Here is a 17,197-nt window from a genome sequence, read left to right on the forward strand (position 1 = left end):
TTTTAATTTACAGAGAGTTACTTGTGTTTAGTTTCTACCTCTTTCATCTGGATACAATCCTGGTAAATCATCACTTTGGTAATACGTTTTTGTATCAATATTCATGGCAGAGACTTTCCCTTTAAAAGCAGCACCTGTATCTACATTCCATACATTTGCTCTGTTCATAGGTGTAGGTATTCCGAAATTAGTTGTTGGCGTGTGCCCAATATAAATTTCTGAATAATGTTGTAATCTCTTTGGATAAATTGGGTTATTTTTATCAATAGTAACATCCATTGCCAAAGCCATTTCCCACAAAGTTCTATCAAAATAAAAATTATCTGGAATCATTTCTTTGGCAACACCGTGCATTGACGTAAAACCTGCATGTAAAAACAACCTATTTGCATCGTCTAAATGGTACAACGATAGGTTTTGGAAAAACGTTAAATGTTTGCTTTTTTCTGCAGCAGTAAAACCATCATAACTATCGATGGTTTCTTTACCACCATGCATGTACCAAGTAGGATTTACAGTTTCGTCTTTTAACCATTCTTCGCACCAAACATCATGATTTCCTTTGATAAAAATACAGTTGATTTTTTTTGACAACTCGAGTAAAAAAGAAACTACTTGTGCAGACTCGCTCCAGCCATCTACATAATCTCCCATAAAAATAAGTGTGTCTTCTTCTGTAACTTCTAGTTTATTTAATACTTGTACTAGGGCTTTTAAACCGCCGTGAATGTCTCCAATTGCAAAAATGCTCATTTGTTGTGTTGTTTAATAAACAAAACTAAACGATTCTAGCTAACTTTTTAAGTATTTGCTTTAAATTAAGGTTAAAAATACTGCCCTATACCAAAAACCAACCCTCCTTTTGTGGTATTTCTGGTATCATAGACTTTAAAACCATAATCGATTCTAAAAGTAGCATTGTATATTTTTTTACTGATAAAACGCAGCCCGATTCCAGAGAATACTCTTAATTTTTCTTGTTTAAAAAGGTCGCTTAATTGTCCGCCTGGTTCTCGCCAAGTACCTGCATCTGTAAAAACATTTGTTTGAATTGCCAGCCACTTTTTATCGTAAACGGTATGTCTATATTCAGAATTTAAAACCGCAACACCAGTACCTCTATCTACCAAAATACCAACACCTCTAATATTTACATTGTTATCTAAAGCAAAGGGCGCAAAAGGTGAATTCTCATTAGAAGCAATACCCAAACGTAATTTATTTGCCCAATTGCCTTTAACACCAATTCTTTTGTAATAGAAAAAGTCGTTCCAAGCAATTAAAAAATCATTTTGAAAATCGTTTTGCGTAGTGACATATTGCGTGTATAAGACACTTTTAAAACCGCTAACGTATTGGTAGTAGTAATCTAAACCATTGTATTGATACACCAGTTTTAAAAGTTTTTTATCTAAATCTAACACCAATGGTACACCTGCTGCTGTTTCACCAGACAAGTATTTATATTTCTCTGAAAAAAAGCTGATTCCGAAATCGATGCGATGCTTTAAATTTAGTTGATACAAACCTAGCAACTCAACCGAAGTATTGTTGTACAGGTAATTGGCTGTTTTTTCACCAAAATACAACGGCTCTTCACTTTTCCAGTCTTTAAAACTGATTGCCAATCCCCATTTTTTGGAAAACAAATTGGGTGTGCGATAGGTAAAACCATAAGAATGAAAACCATTATTTTGATAAAAGCCACCAAATGTAGTATTGTTTCCTAGAAAATTATACTCGTACAAACCGAGTTTGTAAGCGAATTGTTTGTTGGTGGTTGTCCATAAATTTAAACTTGGTAACAACGTAAAATTCTCTTCTATACCAATTTTTACATGGCTTTTTAAATTGGGCAACCGAGTTACATTAAAATAAGCATGACTAACAGCAGGTAATCTTTTTAAAAATGTAATGTCTTGATTCAGTTTTACAGAGTCTAATACTTCGCCTTGTTTTGAGGTTAGTATCTTTTTTAAATAGCTTGTTTTAATTTTATCTTGCCCTACTATTTCTAAAGAAGCAATTGTTGTTTTTTGCGCACATGTTACTTGCATGCAAAAACTAAAAAATAAGAACAAGAAATTCTTTTGAATCACGCTATTGAGCTATAAATGTATTTTGAATAACTAAGTTAAGCCAATTATCTGTATCTAAACCATAAATGTACAATTTATAAGAATTATCTAACACCAAAGCGGGAGGTGTACTTGTATGAATATTATCTGCAACTATAATATTCGATTCGTTATAATACGCAAACTGCTTGTCTTTTGTATAAGTACCTGTTACAAAAGTATCGTCATTTAACGTAAGTACTTCAAAATATTTGTCTGTATCTGTAAACGTACCATCTTGCCAAGTAAAAACAGGTTCTAATGTGTTTGGGTATGCAATATCTACAGCAGTAGACCATTGGGTTTGCTTGGTTGCGTTTTTTGTTTTTATAGGTTTAGAAATATACAATGTATCGTCTAAAAGATAAGTAACCAAACAATACACATTTGTAGTAACCTCATTTGTAAAACGTCTAAACTTACCACCAAACTGCGCTGCACTTGTAAAGTTTCTTCTTGTATAATTGCTAAAATCTAAAGGATCTACAGTAGTATCTGCGGTTTCGTAATAACGATAATCGTAAGCACCAGTTAACGGATAAAAATAAATATTGGTTTGCGCCGCATTACCGTTTGCAGAACCTGCAAATGCAATGGCATCTTCCTGTATTGTTTTATCGGAATTCTTTGCAATGTATTCTGATAGGTTTTGCGGTATAAATTGATCTTCTATAATAAGGTTAACCCAATTATCTTCGCTTACGCCCATCATGGTAAAATTATAAATTTCATCTTCTACCAAATCTTTTGGTGCAGCTTCATTTAACTTTGGCGATGCTAAAACATTGCTTTCATCGTAATACTGAAAAAACTTCTCTGTGGTATATGTACCAGATATAAACTCATTTTCTTCATCAGAAATTACTTCAAAATAAATAACATTCTCATCGATTTTGCCATCATTCCATGTAAAATTAGGCTCTACGGTAGATTTGTATCCTATTTGAACATCATTAGAATATTCTGTAGCTTTAGATTGATTGTTAATTTTTATAGGTTCAGAAATTCTTAGTTCGTTTTCTTTTACATAGGTAACCAAACACCAAGATTCTACCTCGCTAGAACGTGTAAAACGTCCTAATTTGCCACCAAAAACAGCTTCACTATCTAAACTTTCTCTTCTATAATTTTCGAAATTATCTTTGTCTGCATCTGGCGATGTTAATTCGTAATAACGAATATCTGTTGCCCCTTCTTCTGGATAATAAAAAATATAGGTGGTACTTGTGTTAGATACTGCACTTGCAGCACAAGCAACTACTGTTTTTTCGGTAACATTTGCTTTAGTTGCAATGTATTCTTGTAAAGTTCTTGGTATGGTAATGTCTGTATCTTCTGAACAAGAAACAATTGCCAAACATAAAAAAAGAAATGCTATTTTTTTAAAGACCATATAATTTTCTAATTAATTCTTCTGCTGGTTTATTTTGCGGTGTAAATCTATTGTTTTTTTCGCCACCAACGGTAGCATGTCTATGAAACCATTTCCAAATAAAACCACCAGCAAACCATTCTTCTTGCCAAAATTGATTGTGAATTGCTTGCAACGCATTGGCTTGCGCTTGTAAATTTACCGAACCTTCTATTCTATTAGAATCCCAAGGTTCTTTACCATTAAAGTCTACACTTCTATACCCAAACTCTGTAAACAAAACAGGTTTCTTAACAGATTTTTGAAGTTTTAGAATTGCTTGTTTGTGCGGTTGCCAACCCGCTTCATAGTCTGCCACTGTTGGCGATTTTAAATCGCTTACAGGAAAATAGGCATCTATACCAATATAATCGATTTCTTTCCAGAAAGGTACTCGCGAGTATTCATCCCAATTGGCAGCATAGGTTAATTTACCCTTGTAAACCGCTCTTATCTTCTGAATAAGTTGCTGCCAAAATGCAGGCCTATTCACAACAAATTGCTCTAACTCTGTACCAATACAAAAAATTTCTGCATTTAAAGATGCTGCTGCTTTTGCGTAGGTTAAAATAAAAGCTGTGTAAGAATCTTCTAGAATTTGCCAATTTTCTTCAGAATCCATTTTTATATTACCGGTAAATTCTCCTCGCCACACCCAAATGTGTGGTTTTACCATAATGCGTACATTTTCTTTTTGAAAACGTTTTGCGTATTGCAACAAACCATTTTCTGTTTCGCCAAACCATTGCCTTTTGGTGTTGTGCGTAATTGTTGGTGTTGCCAAATTCTTTATAAAGCCAAAAGGCATCAATGCAACATAATTGCTTTGTGCCTTTAAAACTGGTGTAATATGTTGTATGCTAATAGTATCTCTTGACGCTACAAAGCTTACTCCGTTTATTTTTTTAGACTGACTTTTGCAAGAGAAGTTTAAAAGAATTACAAAGAGAAATAGAATTTTTTTTGTTTTCATAAATCTCCATAAAAATACTTCTTTTTGTTAAAATAGCGCTCTTAAACCAATGTTAAAACTTTGTCCTAAACCAGTATCATTACCACGTATGAATTTACTATACAAAACCTCTAAGTTTAACAAGTCTGTTAATTGGTATTTTCCACCAAAACCAAGCGCGGTATAATCTTGTGTAAAATCGCCAAAGCGTTGCGCGTGTTGCACAAAACCTAAAACAGTAGATTTATCCGAAGGAAAATAACTCATAAAAATACCGGGTGCTAATAGAAACGTCTTGTTTGCAAAACTATCTTCTTCGCCAAAATTATACTCGGTATTTAACTCTGTAAACAATTGCCAGTTGCCACTTGGTAATGTGTAATCATAAAAAAAACGATTTTGAAAAGTATAAGCTGTTTGGTCTAAAAAAACACCATTTTCTGTTTCGTTTTCTATAATCGGAATGTGAAAAGCAGATTGTATCGAGAAATTTCCTACATTTTCTAATGGCTGAAATTTAATTGCTGGTGCAAAAGAAGAAAGCCCTTTTCTTGCTGTTATATCATTGCCTAAATCGAAAACTGCCGTTGCACTTCTACCACCAATTGTATTAGAACGATACTCTAACAATACACCTACATTAATTCTATTATTTTCAGAAACACCCGTAAAGACTTCTAAAGTTGATGTAAAATAATTTTCTCTTGCCTTGTCTGCTTTTACGCCGTTAAACTTCCCTTTGGTTTCTGTATACAAATTGTTAAAAAACTTAATATCCCACTGCCCTTTGTTTAATAATTTTGATGGCGTATACGTTTGCACATTGCTTTTTGCAGGTGCATCATTTTCTTGCGCTTGCACTTGTAAACCTATAGCTAAAAAGGCTACAAACAAACTTTTACTTAAAACTTTTTTCATTATTGGTTGATTTTAATGTTGGTAAATTTTTTAAGTAAGTCTTTACAATTTTTAGATACTTACAAACATTTTCTAGAAAATCTATTTATAATGATTCTAAATTTAATTAAAATGAAGTTTCAGTTTTAAGTTCTTAACTTTAGCTTCGACATAAAAGCAACAATCAATCAACTATGGAACATATTGTAATAATTGGGAACGGTATTGCCGGTGTAACTGCAGCAAGACACATTAGAAAAAAGTCTGACAAACAAATTACTATTGTTTCTGCAGAAACCAAATATTTCTTTTCTAGAACTGCTTTAATGTATGTGTACATGGGACACATGAAATTTGAACACACACAGCCTTACGAAAACTGGTTTTGGGATAAAAACAACATTGCCTTAAAAGAAGGTTTGGTAACAAAAGTACATACAGAAAATAGTAATATTGAATTTGCTTCTGGTGAAATTTTAGCCTACGATAAATTAATTATTGCTACAGGCTCTAAACCTAATAAATTTGGTTGGCCTGGGCAAGATTTAGAAGGTGTTATTGGTATGTATCATAAACAAGATTTAGAAAAACTAGAACAACTTGCCCCTGATAATAAAGCGTGTAATAGAGCCGTAATTGTTGGTGGTGGTTTGATTGGTATTGAATTGGCAGAAATGCTACGAAGTAGAAAAATACCAGTTACTTTTTTAGTGAGAGAAACCAGTTTCTGGAACGGTGTTTTGCCTGCTCAAGAATCTGAAATGATAAATCAGCATATTAAAGAGCACCACATAGATTTGCGTTTAAACACAAACTTAAAAGAAATTAAAGCGGATAAAAACGGACGTGTAACTTCTATTATTATTGAAGAAACAGGTGAAGAAATAGCTTGTAATGTTGTTGGTTTAACTGCCGGTGTTACCCCAAATATAGATTTTTTAAAAGAATCTAATATCGAACTTGGCAGAGGTGTTAAAGTAAATCGATTTTTAGAAACCAATGTACCTAACATTTATGCCATTGGTGATTGTGCTGAGCAACATGAGGCCATCGGTCAAAGAAGAAATATTGAAGCAGTTTGGTACACGGGTAGGATGATGGGAGAAACCTTAGCAGAAACAATTTGTGGTAATAGAATAGCATACAAACCCGGGCATTGGTTTAATTCTGCAAAATTTTTAGACATTGAATATCAAACATATGGTTGGGTGTTTAGCGAAAGAAATAAGAAAGAAAACGAAGTGTATTTTCAATGGAAACATCCATCAGAAAATAAATGCATTACCATTTCTTTTGATAAGGATACTAAACAATTCTTAGGAATTAATACGTTTGGCATTCGAATGCGCCATGAAATATTTGACAAATGGCTTACAGAAAAGCAAAACATATCACATGTTTTAGAATTCTTAGCAGATGCAAATTTTGACCCAGAATTTTACAAACTTCACGAAAAAGAAATTGTGGCAAAATTCAATAAAGAAAACAACACCAATATACAACTACAAAAGAAAAGCTGGAAAAGAATTTTTAGCAAAGCATAAGATGATGAAAGCAATAAAACAAACAGGATTACTACTTTTTCTTATAGGTTTAGCCACCTTTATAGCCTTAATTTTTACAGGTGATTTTAATTTAAATCAAACAGAACTTGATACTTTTTTAAAGGGTCAAAACTATAAAAATGAAGTAATTGCCAAAGAACTGCAACAAGCAGTAGTAACCAAAGACAACTTGTCTATATTTGAGTTCTCTAGCCGTACTAGAAAAGCATATGCAAATGCTAATAAACATTACGATGATTTAATTGCAAAATACGATGCAGCAAAAAATTGGGAGAAAAAAGGAGCTCAGTTTCAATATAAAATCTCTGGTAAACCACACAGTCTTAGCTATACGCTTGCCAAAAAGGCTGGTAAAGGTTTTGCAGCACAACAAACGGGTTGGGCATGGTTTTTAACCTTTGGTTTAGGTATTATAGGTGCACTTATGTTTATTGTACCAGATGTAATTTTGTTAGGAAAACCTGGTATTAAAAATGATGGTATCTTTTTAAGTGCTGCTACCAATCGCGGTTGGATTGGTTGGTTTGCTTTTGTGTTTCTAGTTAGTTTTTACATACTGCTATACTTCTACCCAGATTACATTGTAAATTGGGTGTATTTGGTAGATCCTATTAGTAAATTTATAAGCGGTAACCCTGCAAGCCAATGGTTTTTATACGGATTTTTATATTGTGTTGTTATGACAGTAATGGCTGTTAGAATGTACATTAAATATCGCCATAATAAATACCAAATATTAAGAACTACATCTGTTTTATTCTTTCAAATAGTATTTGCTTTTTTGATTCCAGAAATTTTAGTGCGATTCGAAAAACCATGGTACGACTTTAAAAATGCATTTCCTTTAGATTATGATTTCTTTTTTAAATGGAATTTAGAGGAATTATTAGCCAGCGGTGGATTGGGTTTATTTATTTTAGTTTGGGGTGTTGTACTTACCATTGTAGTTGTGCCTGTTATGGTCTATTTCTTCGGAAAAAGATGGTATTGTTCTTGGGTTTGTGGTTGTGGTGGATTGGCAGAAACGCTAGGAGATCCTTACAGACAATTGTCTAGTAAAACCTTACTTTCTTGGCGAGTAGAGCGTATTGTAATTCATTCTGTATTAATATTTGTTTTAGTGATGACTGGTTTTGCTTTGTACACTTTCTTTACAAACAAAGGGCAAGTATTAGGCATTCAAACACAAACAATTCAAGATATTTATGGCTTTTTAATCGGTTCTATTTTTGCGGGAGTTATCGGTACTGGTTTTTATCCAATTTTTGGTAATAGAGTTTGGTGTAGATTTGGTTGCCCATTAGCAGCTTATTTAGGTTTTGTACAACGTTTTAAATCGAGATTTAGAATTACAACCAACGGTGGTCAATGTATTTCTTGCGGAAACTGTTCTACGTATTGCGAGCAAGGTATCGACGTTAGAGCTTATGCCCAAAAAGGAGAAAACATTGTACGTTCTAGTTGCGTTGGTTGCGGTGTTTGTTCTGCAGTTTGCCCAAGAGGTGTTTTAAAATTAGAAAACGGTCCGGAAGAAGGAAGAATAAATCCTACTGATGTTTTATTAGGAAACGATGTTGATTTAATGGATTTAGTAAACAAGAAATAATTACCAACATATCAAGTTTAATATAAAAAAGGACGCTAGAAGGCGTCCTTTTTTTGTGGTTGTTTAAAGCGTAAATTTAAGGATGATAAAATCTTTATGATGAATAGTATATCGTTTTAATACTTCAGCTTGAATAGCCACATCAACTATAAACCTTTTAAAATAACATAAGCCACAGATAAAATCTGTGGCTTATAAATTCAAATCAAAAAACTAAAAAAGTTTTTATAGGTTTGGTAACAATACTCTATCGATTACGTGTACGATACCATTTGTTGTTTGTACATCAGGAATTCCCATATTTGCAACTTCTCCTCCGTTTCCAGCACCTGTAACTGTAAGTGTTCCGTTTGTAAAAGCACCTAATGTTAAATCGTCTCCACCTAAAGGAGTTACAGTACCTGCACTTAATTCTGAAGTAAATTTACCATCGTTGGCAATAACATGATTTAAAAGTACTTGTTGTACAGTTTCTTTTGGTAATTGACGAATATCTGCAGGCGAAGTAAATGTCAATCCTAAGGCAGCACCTAAATCAATAAAAGCTTGATCTGTTGGAGCAAAAACTGTAAAAGAAGGGCTCCCTTCTGACGCTGTTAAAGCCTCTGCCAATTCTGCATAAATTACAGCTTCTACTAAATATGTTAATTCTGGTGAAGTAAATACGTTAGCACTTTGTAAAGCAATTGCAGTTTGTACAATATCTGCACCACTAGCAATCATTACTTTATCAATTACATGCACAGTACCATTGCTTGCTGTAACATCTGTAGCTAAAATTTTAGACCCGTTAATGTAAGTATCTTCTCCTCTTTCGATAAATCTTCTATCTAAAGAAAGTGCAGATGTAGACGTACCGCCATCATTAATTGTATTTCCGGCTAAGTTTCCGTTAGAAACGTGGTACAATAAAGTGTTTGTTAAAAATGATTTTTGAAGAACACCAAGTGTATTTTCATTCAATCCTAAACGCGCAAATGCATCATTAGTTGGTGCAAAAACAGTGTATGCTCCGCTTGCATCATTTGGGTTAGAGTTACTTAAAACTCCTGCAACTCCACCTGCAACTGCTGCCGCTTCTAAAGTGCTAAAATCCGCATTAGATACCGCAATATTTGCGATTGATGGTAACTCATCTTCGAAACTAGATTCGGTTTGACAAGAAGATACTAAGCTTACTGTTAAAATTGTAATAAATATATATTTTAGTTTGTATAAATTTTTCATGATTGTATGTTTTATTATGTTTTTAATTAAAATGAGTAGACAACGCCACCGTAAGATCCTGTAGCTTTTCCTAAATTTCTACCAGAGATATACGTGTTTGTACCCGCAGTGATACCAATTGAATCTGTAAAAGGATAAAATGCATTGATACCAATTCTTGTATAATTTACACGTGTTGCAGGAAAAAACCCTGTAAATCCTTCGCCTAAAATATCTACACCACTATCATCTGATAATTGGTTTGCTACAAAAGCATCTACGTAAAATTTAGAAGCTGCATACCCTAATTTAAACTCACTTAATAAAGCATTTGGCACATCGTTACCTCTAACACTGTATCCTAATTGACCTGTTGCAAAAAAACCAGAGTTCATTTTATACGTAGCAATACCAAAAGCATTGTAGGTTGTTGCTTCGTTACCTATTGCTATAATAGATTGTAAACCTTCGTTTGCACTGTAATTACCAATTGGTGTTTCTATACCAGCCGCACCAATAAAATCTAAACTACTGTTTTCAAAATTTAAAGTGTGTAATCTGTATTTAGCATACACTTTTAAATCTTGTACTCCTTTTCTTACATTTTCAAAACCGTTGTTTTCTAAAACTGCATCAGATGCATTTCCTTCGGATTTAATGTAAGGTACATTTAATACAATATTAAAATTGTCTGAAACTCCAATTTCTCCGAATAAAGAAATACTACTAATACTTACATCGTTAAAAACAGGTACGCCATCAATTTCATTGGGTACTAAAAATACTTTGCTGTAATTTTCTTTAGAATAAGAAACGACTACAGAACCTTCACCAGATTTTTTCATAAAACCATTTACCGGACTCTGAGCTATTGTAAAGCTCGATACTAAAAGGCATAAACCTAAAAGTGTATTCATTTTTTTTGTCATAATGTTTGTTTTTTAATTGTTAGTGACACCATACCTACGAGAAAAAAAGAAGTGCGGTTTTATTTTTTTAAAAAAAAACCAAAAATTTTTTTTTACGTATGTAAAGTAACCCCTGAAAGTTTACACTTTTTATAACGACAACTTAAACACATAACCAAATAGTATGCTTTTTAAATACCTAACAATTTTATTTTTTCTAACGGGCTTTCATCAAAAAGAATTTATTAAAAATTACGATAATCAAGGAAATTTAACATCCGAAGGATGGATGATAAACAATAAGAAAACAGATTATTGGACTTTTTACTACACAAACGGAATCATAGAAAAAAAAGGTCATTTTAATAGTGGTAAAAAAACGGGTTATTGGTATTTTTACACCGAAAATAATAACCTACTTAAAGAAGGTAGTTATAAAAACAATAAAGCAAGTAACTGGTGGATTTTTTATTCTAAAAACAAAAAAATAAAAATTCAGTATAAGAATGGTCTAAAAGATGGTTATTCGCTAATATACTACAACAACCGTTTAAAAAAATCTGAACGCTACAAGTCTAATAAAAAAATTGGAGAATGGACTTCTTACTATAGTTTTAAGAAAGACAATCCGAACGCAAAATTTTAATGAATTTAAATATTAAAGTAATCATTCCTGCTTATAACGAGCAAGATTCTATAGGAAACGTTATAAGAGACATTCCCAAAATAGTAGACGAAATTATTGTAGTTAGCAATAACTCAACCGACAAAACTGAAGAAAACGCCGCCAAAGCTGGTGCAACTGTTTTAACAGAAAACAGAAAAGGGTATGGTTATGCCTGTTTAAAAGGAATGGATTACATTTCTAAACAAGAAACAAAGCCAGAAATTGTTGTTTTTTTAGATGGAGATTACTCTGATTACCCAGAACAACTTACAGAATTAATTGCACCAATCGTGCAACAAGATTTAGATTTTGTAATTGGCGCAAGAGTAAAAGATTTAAGAGAAACTGGTGCAATGACGCCACAGCAAATATTTGGTAATTGGCTAGCTACAAGCTTAATGAAACTATTTTTTAATGCTAATTTTACAGATTTAGGACCATTTAGGGCTATTAAATACAATAAGTTATTGGCATTGCAAATGGAAGATAAAACCTACGGATGGACAGTAGAAATGCAATTAAAAGCATTAAAACAAAAACTAACTTATGTAGAAATACCTATGAAATACAGAAACAGAATAGGTGTCTCTAAAGTTTCAGGAACCGTAAAAGGTAGTATATTTGCGGGCATAAAAATTTTAGGTTGGATCTTCAAATACAGTTTTAAATAATGGTTTTAGAATACATCGTAATTATCATTTATTCTATATCTCTTTTGCTTATTTTAATGTACGCAATAGCTCAATTAAATTTACTTTTTAATTACTTAAAAGCAAGAAAGAAAGAAGATACATCAGAAAAACTAGATTTTTCTAACCCAAAAGAAATTCCGTTTGTTACCATACAATTGCCTGTTTACAACGAGTTGTATGTAATGAAACGCTTGCTAAAGAATATTGCTAAAATTGAATATCCTTTAGACAAATTAGAAATTCAGGTCTTAGACGACTCTACAGATGAATCTGTAGAAACTACTGCGAAACATATCAAAGAAATTCAAGATAAAGGAATAGATATACAACACATTCAAAGAACCAACAGACAAGGTTTTAAAGCTGGTGCTTTAAAAGAAGGTTTAAAAATTGCCAAAGGAGAATTCATAGCCATTTTTGATGCCGATTTTTTACCTCAAAAAGATTGGTTATTACAAACTGTACCTTATTTTAAAAATGAAAACATTGGTGTTGTGCAAACTCGTTGGGGACACATCAATAGAAATTACTCTACACTTACAAAAATACAAGCTTTTGCCTTAGATGCACATTTTACTTTAGAACAAGTTGGTAGAAATAGCAAAGGCCATTTTATCAATTTTAACGGTACTGCTGGTGTTTGGCGTAAAGAGTGTATTTATGATGCTGGTAATTGGGAAGGCGATACGTTAACCGAAGATTTAGATTTAAGTTACCGTGCACAATTGAAAAACTGGAAGTTTAAATATTTAGAACATGTAGAAACACCAGCAGAATTGCCAGTAATTATTAGTGCAGCTAGATCACAACAATTTAGATGGAACAAAGGTGGTGCAGAGAATTTTCAAAAAATGATGAAACGTGTTATAAAAAGTGATAATGTTTCTCTTAAAACTAAAATTCACAGTTTATTGCATTTACTAAACAGCTCTATGTTTACCTGTATTTTTTTAGTTGCCGTTTTAAGTATACCTATGTTATACATTAAAAACGAATACGAGCATCTTAAAATTTACTTTTATGTAATGAGTTTCTTCGTGGTAAGTTCGCTTATCTTTTTTATCTGTTATTGGCATATGTACAAGAATATTTATGGCAGCGGATTTAAAAATTTTATAAAATACATTGGTGCTTTCTTTACGTTTTTCTCTATTGCAATGGGTTTTTCTTTACATAATACTATTGCGGTTTTAGAAGGGCATTTAGGTAAGAAAAGTGAGTTTGTGAGAACTCCTAAATTTAATATTAAAACCATTAAAGACGGTTGGAAAAACAATAAATACATCAAAAAGAAACCTTCTATTCATGTTGTTTTAGAAGGTATTTTAGCTATTTATTTTGTTTTTGGAATGTACAGTGCATTTGTAGTAGGAAATCAAGGTGGTGATTTCGGGTTGTTTCCTTTTCACTTTATGCTTTTTGTAGGTTTTAGCTACGTGTTTTTTAAATCTGTTTTTTCTAAAGCATAATGGCTTTTTTAAAAAAATACACCACAGCATTTGCAGTTTGTTTAAGTATAATTGCTTATTTTCTTTTTGCATATTTTATTGAAAGAACTGCTTTTTATACCGTGTGTTTTTTATGGTTTTCTTTGTTTACCGGTTTTTATATACTGATAAAAAACAAACAAACTTCTTTTGAAACATTAGCTGCAATTGCCATTGTATTTCGCTTGGTTTTTCTATTCTCGATTCCGAATCTATCACAAGATTTTTATCGATTTATTTGGGATGGAAGAATGCTATTAAACGGCTTTAATCCGTATTTATCTTTACCAGAAACTTTTATCCAACAAAACATACAGCCCATTGCAGATGCAAAAGAATTGTATGCTGGTATGGGTTCTTTAAACGGAAGTCATTTTACCAATTACCCGCCATTAAATCAGTTATGTTTTTTTATTGCTGCACTATTTGCTAGCAAGAGCATCTTCGGGTCTGTAATTGTTTTAAGAACGCTAATTATTTTAGCAGATTTAGGAATTCTATACTTCGGAAAAAAACTTCTACAAAATTTAAACTTACCAATTAAAAACATTTTTTGGTATGTATTAAATCCGTTTATAATTATAGAAATGACTGGTAATCTGCATTTCGAATCTGTAATGCTCTTTTTCTTAGTTTGGGCCTTGTATAAATTGCAGCAACAAAAATGGATTTTTGCAGCCATATTAATTGCATGTTCGGTTTCGGTAAAATTAATTCCGTTGTTATTTTTACCATTATTTTTTCAATGGTTTGTTCATAGTAAAGTAAAAGAAAACTGGATGGGTTTTAAAATCAATTTAAAAGGGTTCTTAAAATTTATAGCATTTAATAGTATCATTTTAATTGTAACGGCTTTGTTATTCCTACCATTTTTCTCATCAGAATTAATTGATAACTATTCTAATTCGGTTGGTTTGTGGTTTCGTAACTTTGAATTTAATGCAAGTTTTTACTATATCTTTCGAGAAATAGGCTACCTTTTTAGAGGTTACAACGAAATTGCTATCATTGGTAAAATAACACCTGTTTTAACAATACTTTTTTTACTGTATCTAACTTTTTTTAGAAAAAATAAAGGCAACATTCAGTTAATTACTGCGATGCTATTTGGTTTGTGTTTTTATTATTTTACCGCAACAACCGTGCATCCTTGGTACGTTGCTACTCCGTTAATTTTAAGTGTATTTACAAAATATAAGTTTCCGGTAGTATGGTCTTTACTAATAATTTTAACGTATCAAGCCTATGCAAATACACCTTGGCAAGAAAACTTATGTATTGTTTTCTTAGAGTATTTTGTGCTTTATTCTTTTATAAGTTACGAACTTTGGCAAGACTATAAAATGAAGAAATTGTAAAATTACAGCGAACTTCTTCTTATCTACTGAGTTTTTTGTATTTTGGTCACTAATTTTTTACCATATATGAAAAGACTTACAATAAAAGACATAGCTAAACAATTTGGCGTATCTATTTCAACGGTTTCTAAAGCGCTGAACGACAGTTATGAAATTAGCGTAAGTACTAAAGAAAAAATTCAGAAATACGCAAAAGAAAACAATTACAAACCTAACTTTAATGCGTTAAGTCTTAAAAACAGGTCTACTAAAACAATTGGTATTATTATACCAAATATGTTAAACTACTTTTTTGCACAAGTATTTAATGGTATCGAAAAAGTTGCTAACGAAAAAGGCTACAAAATTATTTCTTGTATTTCTAACGAATCTTATGACAAGGAAGTAGAAACTATGGAAATGCTTTCTAACGGAAGTATCGATGGATTTATACTTTCTTTGGCAGAAGAAACCGTGTTAAAAAACGACTTTAAACATTGCCAAGATATTTTAGACAACGGCACACCCATTGTAATGTTTGATAGAGTTGCAGAAATTATTAATTGTGATAAAGTTATTACAGACGATTTTAAAGGTGCTTCTAAAACTGTAAAATACTTAGCAAAAGCTGGTAGTAAAAACATTGCATTTATCTCTACAATTAGCAATTTAGAAATTGGTAAAAAAAGACATCAAGGTTATTTAAAAGGTTTAGAAAAAGCTGGTTTGCCGGTGAATAATAAACTAATTATAAATATTATCGAAGAAGATTATAAAAAATACGAAAGTATTTTAGCTCCTATTTTTGATGCAAATGAAATAGATGCAGTGATTGCGACAGACGAATCTTCTGCAATTGCGGCAATGAAAATTGCACAGAAAAAAGGTCTAAAAGTACCCGAAAATTTTGCAGTTGTTAGTTTTTCTAACGGAATTTTAGCGAGACATTCTCAACCCAAAATGACTACTGTGAGTCAGCACGGAGAAAAAATGGGTGCAACTGCAGCAAAACTATTAATTGAAAGATTAGAAAACAAAGCGGCTCCTAAAGACCAACCTAAAACGGTAATTATTAAAACAGATTTAGTAGAACGAAACTCTACTAAAAAATCTTAAATAAATGGATTTAAGTAACGTAAAACTAGTAGTTTCTGATATGGACGGAACACTACTAAACTCAAAAGGAGAAGTTAGTCCGTTATTTTTCAAACTTTTTAAAAAGCTACAAGAAAAAAACATCACATTTTGTGCCGCTAGTGGAAGACAATACCACAGTATTGTAGATAAATTAGCTACAATTAAAGATGACATTTATGTTATTGCAGAAAATGGAGCAATTGCAAAAAAAGCAGATAAAATATTACTACAAGAATCTTTAGAAGCTTCTAAGATTGAGAAAATTATTCCGATTTTAAGAGACATAGAAGATACCAATTTTGTTTTATGCACCAAAGACGCTGCTTTTATAGAAAGTAAAGACGAGCGTTTTATTGGTTATTTTAAAGAATATTACCATAATTATAACAAAGTAGACGACTTATTAGATGTTGTAAAACACACACCTATTTTAAAAATAGCCGTGTATAACTTTAAATCATCAGAAGCTTATATTTTACCAGCAATAAAACATTTAGAAAATGAATATCTTTTAAAAGTTTCTGGTAAAAATTGGTTAGATATTTCTACAGACAAAGCCAATAAAGGCAATGCTTTAAGACAAGTTCAAAACTTATTAAATGTCTCTAAAAAAGAAACTATGGTTTTTGGTGATTACCATAACGATATTGAAATGCTAAAAGAAGCTGCTTTTAGTTTTTCTATGGAAAATGCTCATAAAGACATCACAGAAATTGCAAATTATGCGACTACAAGTAATGATAATTTTGGAGTAGAAAGTGTTTTAGAAAAATTAGTTAAGGCTTAACTACTAAACACCAAAAGCTGTTAGAACAATAGAACGAGATCCACCATTATTTCTGTGTTCACCTAAGTAAACACCTTGCCAAATACCTAAATTTAAGACTCCTTTAGTTATGGGTATTTCTACAAAAGAGCCTAAAAGTGATGCTTTAATATGTGCGGGCATATCATCGCTACCTTCGTAAATATGCTCATAATAAGCCGCATTTTCTGGCACTAAAATATTTATATGTTTTTCAAAATCTGATCTTACAGTGACATCTGCATTTTCATTTATGGTTAAACTAGCAGATGTATGCTTTATAAATACCTTTAAAATTCCTTTTTCAATTTTTCTAAATGCCGGAAATTCCGCTATAATTATATCCGTAATTAAATGAAAACCTCTTACATAAGGTTTTAGGCGAATTTCTTTTTGTTCAAAAATCATAC

At 31.9% G+C, this 17,197-nt stretch carries 16 protein-coding genes; 8 read left to right on the forward strand and 8 right to left on the reverse strand.

From position 1 onward, the window contains the following. Positions 1–27 precede the first annotated feature (27 nt). From BXQ17_RS07115 to BXQ17_RS07135, 5 genes are all read right to left on the reverse strand, one after another. Positions 28–753 carry a metallophosphoesterase family protein gene (locus BXQ17_RS07115; RefSeq protein WP_077809948.1) on the reverse strand — a complete coding sequence of 242 codons (726 nt, stop codon included), beginning with the start codon at positions 751–753 and terminating at the stop codon, positions 28–30. A gap of 71 nt (positions 754–824) precedes the next feature. Next, positions 825–2,057: a POTRA domain-containing protein gene (locus BXQ17_RS07120; RefSeq protein WP_077809949.1), complete on the reverse strand. Its 1,233-nt coding sequence runs from the start codon at positions 2,055–2,057 to the stop codon at positions 825–827. A gap of 43 nt (positions 2,058–2,100) precedes the next feature. Next, complete coding sequence (locus tag BXQ17_RS07125) at positions 2,101–3,510, reverse strand: hypothetical protein (RefSeq protein WP_077809950.1); 1,410 nt, start codon at positions 3,508–3,510, stop codon at positions 2,101–2,103. Beyond that, positions 3,500–4,501 carry a glycoside hydrolase TIM-barrel-like domain-containing protein gene (locus tag BXQ17_RS07130; RefSeq protein ID WP_149025876.1) on the reverse strand — a complete coding sequence of 334 codons (1,002 nt, stop codon included), beginning with the start codon at positions 4,499–4,501 and terminating at the stop codon, positions 3,500–3,502. The genes BXQ17_RS07125 and BXQ17_RS07130 overlap by 11 nt, the downstream gene beginning before the upstream one ends. 27 nt (positions 4,502–4,528) lie before the next feature. Continuing rightward, positions 4,529–5,398, reverse strand: a complete 870-nt coding sequence (locus BXQ17_RS07135) for a transporter (protein WP_077809951.1) — start codon at positions 5,396–5,398, stop codon at positions 4,529–4,531. 173 nt (positions 5,399–5,571) lie between these two features. On the opposite strand from BXQ17_RS07135, the gene BXQ17_RS07140 reads away from it, so the two are divergent. Next, on the forward strand, positions 5,572–6,921 hold the full coding sequence (locus BXQ17_RS07140) for an NAD(P)/FAD-dependent oxidoreductase (protein ID WP_077809952.1): 1,350 nt from the start codon (positions 5,572–5,574) through the stop codon (positions 6,919–6,921). A 4-nt stretch (positions 6,922–6,925) separates the two neighbouring features. Further along, on the forward strand, positions 6,926–8,548 hold the full coding sequence (locus tag BXQ17_RS07145) for a 4Fe-4S dicluster domain-containing protein (RefSeq protein ID WP_077811378.1): 1,623 nt from the start codon (positions 6,926–6,928) through the stop codon (positions 8,546–8,548). Between the two features lie 225 nt (positions 8,549–8,773). Here the strand turns inward: BXQ17_RS07145 and BXQ17_RS07150 are convergent, their stop codons facing one another. Beyond that, positions 8,774–9,775 (reverse strand): fasciclin domain-containing protein, encoded by a 1,002-nt coding sequence (locus tag BXQ17_RS07150; protein ID WP_077809953.1) that lies wholly within the window; start codon positions 9,773–9,775, stop codon positions 8,774–8,776. A 26-nt stretch (positions 9,776–9,801) separates the two neighbouring features. Beyond that, a complete protein-coding gene (locus tag BXQ17_RS07155; protein ID WP_077809954.1) occupies positions 9,802–10,683 on the reverse strand; it encodes a hypothetical protein in 882 nt (293 codons plus the stop codon). Between the two features lie 163 nt (positions 10,684–10,846). Here BXQ17_RS07155 and BXQ17_RS07160 point away from each other — a divergent pair, with 163 nt between their 5' ends. The 6 genes from BXQ17_RS07160 (at position 10,847) to BXQ17_RS07185 (ending at position 16,769) form a co-directional block, all read left to right on the forward strand. Next, on the forward strand, positions 10,847–11,308 hold the full coding sequence (locus tag BXQ17_RS07160; protein ID WP_077809955.1) for a toxin-antitoxin system YwqK family antitoxin: 462 nt from the start codon (positions 10,847–10,849) through the stop codon (positions 11,306–11,308). Beyond that, entirely contained in the window at positions 11,308–12,000 is a 693-nt protein-coding gene (locus tag BXQ17_RS07165) for a glycosyltransferase family 2 protein (protein ID WP_077809956.1), read from the forward strand. Before BXQ17_RS07160 ends, BXQ17_RS07165 begins: the two co-directional genes overlap by 1 nt. After that, the gene (locus BXQ17_RS07170; RefSeq protein ID WP_077809957.1) at positions 12,000–13,490 is read left to right on the forward strand and encodes a cellulose synthase family protein; all 1,491 of its coding nucleotides are present in this window, start codon (positions 12,000–12,002) and stop codon (positions 13,488–13,490) included. The genes BXQ17_RS07165 and BXQ17_RS07170 overlap by 1 nt, the downstream gene beginning before the upstream one ends. After that, the gene (locus BXQ17_RS07175; RefSeq protein WP_077809958.1) at positions 13,490–14,866 is read left to right on the forward strand and encodes a mannosyltransferase; all 1,377 of its coding nucleotides are present in this window, start codon (positions 13,490–13,492) and stop codon (positions 14,864–14,866) included. The genes BXQ17_RS07170 and BXQ17_RS07175 overlap by 1 nt, the downstream gene beginning before the upstream one ends. A 66-nt stretch (positions 14,867–14,932) precedes the next feature. Further along, on the forward strand, positions 14,933–15,961 hold the full coding sequence (locus tag BXQ17_RS07180) for a LacI family DNA-binding transcriptional regulator (RefSeq protein WP_077809959.1): 1,029 nt from the start codon (positions 14,933–14,935) through the stop codon (positions 15,959–15,961). 4 nt (positions 15,962–15,965) lie between these two features. Continuing rightward, positions 15,966–16,769: a Cof-type HAD-IIB family hydrolase gene (locus BXQ17_RS07185; RefSeq protein WP_077809960.1), complete on the forward strand. Its 804-nt coding sequence runs from the start codon at positions 15,966–15,968 to the stop codon at positions 16,767–16,769. A 3-nt stretch (positions 16,770–16,772) separates the two neighbouring features. Here the strand turns inward: BXQ17_RS07185 and BXQ17_RS07190 are convergent, their stop codons facing one another. After that, entirely contained in the window at positions 16,773–17,195 is a 423-nt protein-coding gene (locus BXQ17_RS07190; protein WP_077809961.1) for a secondary thiamine-phosphate synthase enzyme YjbQ, read from the reverse strand. Between the last annotated feature and the right edge of the window lie 2 nt (positions 17,196–17,197).

Source organism: Polaribacter sp. BM10 (assembly GCF_002005425.1).
Taxonomy (GTDB): Bacteria; Bacteroidota; Bacteroidia; order Flavobacteriales; family Flavobacteriaceae; genus Polaribacter; species Polaribacter marinaquae.

Bases quoted from the DNA above. Each gene is read 5' to 3' on its own strand.
- BXQ17_RS07145 (WP_077811378.1), top strand. From the start codon at position 6,926: ATGAAAGCAATAAAACAAACAGGATTACTACTTTTTCTTATAGGTTTA.
- BXQ17_RS07190 (WP_077809961.1), bottom strand. From the start codon at position 17,195: ATGATTTTTGAACAAAAAGAAATTCGCCTAAAACCTTATGTAAGAGGT.
- BXQ17_RS07180 (WP_077809959.1), top strand. From the start codon at position 14,933: ATGAAAAGACTTACAATAAAAGACATAGCTAAACAATTTGGCGTATCT.
- BXQ17_RS07185 (WP_077809960.1), top strand. From the start codon at position 15,966: ATGGATTTAAGTAACGTAAAACTAGTAGTTTCTGATATGGACGGAACA.
- BXQ17_RS07125 (WP_077809950.1), bottom strand. From the start codon at position 3,510: ATGGTCTTTAAAAAAATAGCATTTCTTTTTTTATGTTTGGCAATTGTT.
- BXQ17_RS07120 (WP_077809949.1), bottom strand. From the start codon at position 2,057: ATGCAAGTAACATGTGCGCAAAAAACAACAATTGCTTCTTTAGAAATA.
- BXQ17_RS07135 (WP_077809951.1), bottom strand. From the start codon at position 5,398: ATGAAAAAAGTTTTAAGTAAAAGTTTGTTTGTAGCCTTTTTAGCTATA.
- BXQ17_RS07155 (WP_077809954.1), bottom strand. From the start codon at position 10,683: ATGACAAAAAAAATGAATACACTTTTAGGTTTATGCCTTTTAGTATCG.
- BXQ17_RS07170 (WP_077809957.1), top strand. From the start codon at position 12,000: ATGGTTTTAGAATACATCGTAATTATCATTTATTCTATATCTCTTTTG.
- BXQ17_RS07175 (WP_077809958.1), top strand. From the start codon at position 13,490: ATGGCTTTTTTAAAAAAATACACCACAGCATTTGCAGTTTGTTTAAGT.
- BXQ17_RS07115 (WP_077809948.1), bottom strand. From the start codon at position 753: ATGAGCATTTTTGCAATTGGAGACATTCACGGCGGTTTAAAAGCCCTA.
- BXQ17_RS07150 (WP_077809953.1), bottom strand. From the start codon at position 9,775: ATGAAAAATTTATACAAACTAAAATATATATTTATTACAATTTTAACA.
- BXQ17_RS07130 (WP_149025876.1), bottom strand. From the start codon at position 4,501: ATGAAAACAAAAAAAATTCTATTTCTCTTTGTAATTCTTTTAAACTTC.
- BXQ17_RS07140 (WP_077809952.1), top strand. From the start codon at position 5,572: ATGGAACATATTGTAATAATTGGGAACGGTATTGCCGGTGTAACTGCA.
- BXQ17_RS07160 (WP_077809955.1), top strand. From the start codon at position 10,847: ATGCTTTTTAAATACCTAACAATTTTATTTTTTCTAACGGGCTTTCAT.
- BXQ17_RS07165 (WP_077809956.1), top strand. From the start codon at position 11,308: ATGAATTTAAATATTAAAGTAATCATTCCTGCTTATAACGAGCAAGAT.